This window comes from Streptomyces sp. KR55 (assembly GCF_052245645.1).
GTDB classification, from domain to species: domain Bacteria; phylum Actinomycetota; class Actinomycetes; order Streptomycetales; family Streptomycetaceae; genus Streptomyces; species Streptomyces flavusporus.
On the sequence record NZ_JBQQCE010000787.1, the window covers coordinates 1 to 2,611 of the forward strand.

At 70.9% G+C, this 2,611-nt stretch carries 2 protein-coding genes and 1 pseudogene; 2 read left to right on the plus strand and 1 reads right to left on the minus strand.

All coding sequences use genetic code 11. From position 1 onward, the window contains the following. Both ACTWQJ_RS50060 and ACTWQJ_RS50065 read left to right on the plus strand, forming a co-directional pair. Positions 1-392: pseudogene (locus ACTWQJ_RS50060) on the plus strand (LysR family transcriptional regulator); the annotation flags it as partial. Further along, positions 389-1,342: a serine hydrolase gene (locus tag ACTWQJ_RS50065; protein ID WP_443312995.1), complete on the plus strand. Its 954-nt coding sequence runs from the start codon at positions 389-391 to the stop codon at positions 1,340-1,342. The pseudogene ACTWQJ_RS50060 and the gene ACTWQJ_RS50065, both read left to right, overlap by 4 nt. On the opposite strand, the gene ACTWQJ_RS50070 is transcribed toward ACTWQJ_RS50065, so the two are convergent. Next, entirely contained in the window at positions 1,287-2,555 is a 1,269-nt protein-coding gene (locus tag ACTWQJ_RS50070) for a serine hydrolase domain-containing protein (RefSeq protein WP_443312996.1), read from the minus strand. The two genes, ACTWQJ_RS50065 and ACTWQJ_RS50070, sit on opposite strands and share 56 nt — an antisense overlap. Between the last annotated feature and the right edge of the window lie 56 nt (positions 2,556-2,611).

The following is a 2,611-nucleotide window of genomic DNA, read 5'->3' on the forward strand; positions in this document are numbered from 1 at the left end:
CCCTGCGCCCCGGCCGGGCCGACCGCGACCAGCGGCCCCGGCGCGTGTGGCTCCAGCCGGAGGACGACGTGCCGCATGTACGGGACCGTCTCGCCCGGCTGCGCGACGCCGTCGGGCTGCTCCCGGCCCAGCTGGCCGTCGCACCGGCCGTGGCCGCCGCCGCGGCGGACGTGCTCAGTCAGGGCGACGCACTGCTGTGCTCGGCCGCGCAGGCCCGCGAACTCCGCCTCCACTGGCGGCCCGTCGGCGAGCTGGGCCCCGGCTTCGCGCGGGGGTTCTCCCTGACCGTGGCGGATGAGGCGGACGTCGACGCCGTCCGCGTACGCCAGGCGTGCGCGGACGGTATCAGCCGGTGCCTCGGCGCCACGGAGCGCTCGGAGGCAGCCGCATGACCACCAGTACCGAGAGACTGCTCGGGGATCTGCGCCGGGCCCTGCGCGACGGCGGGCTGTACGGCTCGTTCCTCGTCCGGGACCTGGAGACGGGTGACGAGATCGGTATCGACCCCGACATCGAGTTCCCCGTCGCGTCCCTGGTGAAGATCCCGCTCGCCCTGGTGACGCTGGAACGCATCCGGCGCGGGGAACTCGACGGCGCCACGGTGATCGAGGTGCCGCCGGGGCGGATCACCACTCCCGGTCCGACCGGCCTGAGCCGGTTCCGTCACGCCGCCCACATCGCCGTGGAGGACCTGCTCTATCTCACCCTCTGCATCAGCGACAACAGCGCCGCCGACGCGCTCTTCGCACTCACGCCGCCCGACCAAGTCGTGGCGGTACTACACGAGTTGGGGCTGCGAGGCATTGCAGTCCGGCACACCATGCGCGAGCTGATGGAAACCCCGGTGGAGCGTTTCGACCCGGCGGACGTGCACCTCGCGCACGCCCTCGCGATCGACGCCGGCACACCGGGGCGCGGCCACCGGGTGCCGCAGCTCGACATCTCGCGCGCCAACACCGGGACGGCACGGGCCTTCGTCGACCTCCTTCAGGCCCTCTGGCGGTCGCGGCCCGGAACCGAGAGCGACGAGCCCCCGACGATGCCCTCGGCGATCCACCCCGACGTCGCGGCACGGGTGCGCGGCTTCATGGCCAACAACCTCGTGCGCAACCGCCTCGCCCCGGACTTCGACTCGGACTCCTCCACCTGGTCGTCCAAGACCGGCATGCTGCTCAACCTGCGCCACGAGGTGGGCGTCGTCGAACACGCCGACGGCCAGACCTACGCGATAGCCGTCCTGACCGAGTCACGCGTGGCCGCCGGCCGACAGCCTGGCGCCGACGCCCTCATGGGCCAAGTCGCCCGGCGGCTGCGCGACGAGCTGCGTTCGAGGTGGGGCTAGGCGTTCTGTCCACGGAGGTTGGTGACGGCGACGACGTTGCAGGTTCGGGCGGGCAGAACTCGGCCGAGACGACGTTCTTGCCGCCGCCGACCCAGTCGCCGTTGAAGTTCAGAGCGATCATGTGCCGGCCGTCCTTGGTGCCGAAGGCCTGTGTCGAGGAGCCGTGGATACCGCCGGAGTGGCCCCAGACCTTGATCCCGCAGGTCGTCTCGTACTCGATGAGGCCCAGGCCGTAGCGCTGACGCGGCAGGTTGCCCTCGGTCGAGACCGTGGTCGTCATCTGCTGGAGCTGGGCGGGGCGCAGCAGCCTGCCGGTGAGGAGGGCGGTGTAGAAGCGGTTGAGGTCGGCGGAGTTGGTGACCATCTCGCCCGCCGCCCAGGCCCAGGAGGGGTTGAGTTCGGTCACGTCGTAGGTCTTCCCCGGGTCCTCCGTGAAGGTGGAGTAGTGCCGGGTGGGCGCGGGGACATGCGGGTCGGTGCCGGGGAAGTACGTGGCGCGCATCCCGAGCGGCCTGGTGATGCGCCGCTCGATCTCCTCGGCGTAGGGCCTGCCGGTCAGCTTCTCGATGATCAGCCCCAGCAGAAGGTAGTTGGTGTTGGAGTACTTCCAAGAGGTGCCGGGTTCGAACTGGGGCGGGTTCTGCAGGGCGAGGGCGATGACCTGCTGTGGAGTCCAGTCGTCGTAGCGGGACTCGAGGAACTCGATGCCCAGCACCTTCTTCGAGAACGCAGCGTCCTCGGTGAAGTTGAAGATGCCGCTGGTGTGGTTCATCAGCTGACGGACCGTGATCTTCGTGCCGTCGTGGCCGTTCCCCCGCACCAGGCCAGGGAGGTAGTGGTCGACCGTGGCATCGAGATCGGCCTTCCCTTCCGCCTGGAGCTGGAGCAGGACGGTCGCCACCAGCGTCTTGGTGACGCTTCCCGCGCGGAACCGGTCGCCGTTGCCGCGGGGCTGCTGCGTGGAGAGGTCGGCGACGCCCGAGGTGCCCTTCCATCCCCCGCGGGTGTCGCGTACTTCGGCCACGACGCCCGGCACGCCCGCGGCGACGGCCGCGTCCATGGCGGCCTGGGTGGCAGCGTGCCGGGACTCCCGCGTCTCCGCGGCGGGCACCGTGCCGCCGACCGCGGCCGCAGGCGTCGTCAGCAGGGCCGAACCTGCCGCTGCGATCGCTGTCACGCCCAGCAGCGTCCTCCGTGTCCAGCGTGTCGACATGTGCACCAACCCTCTCTCGGCCTGCGGGACACGCATCGTGCCGACCACCCCTAACC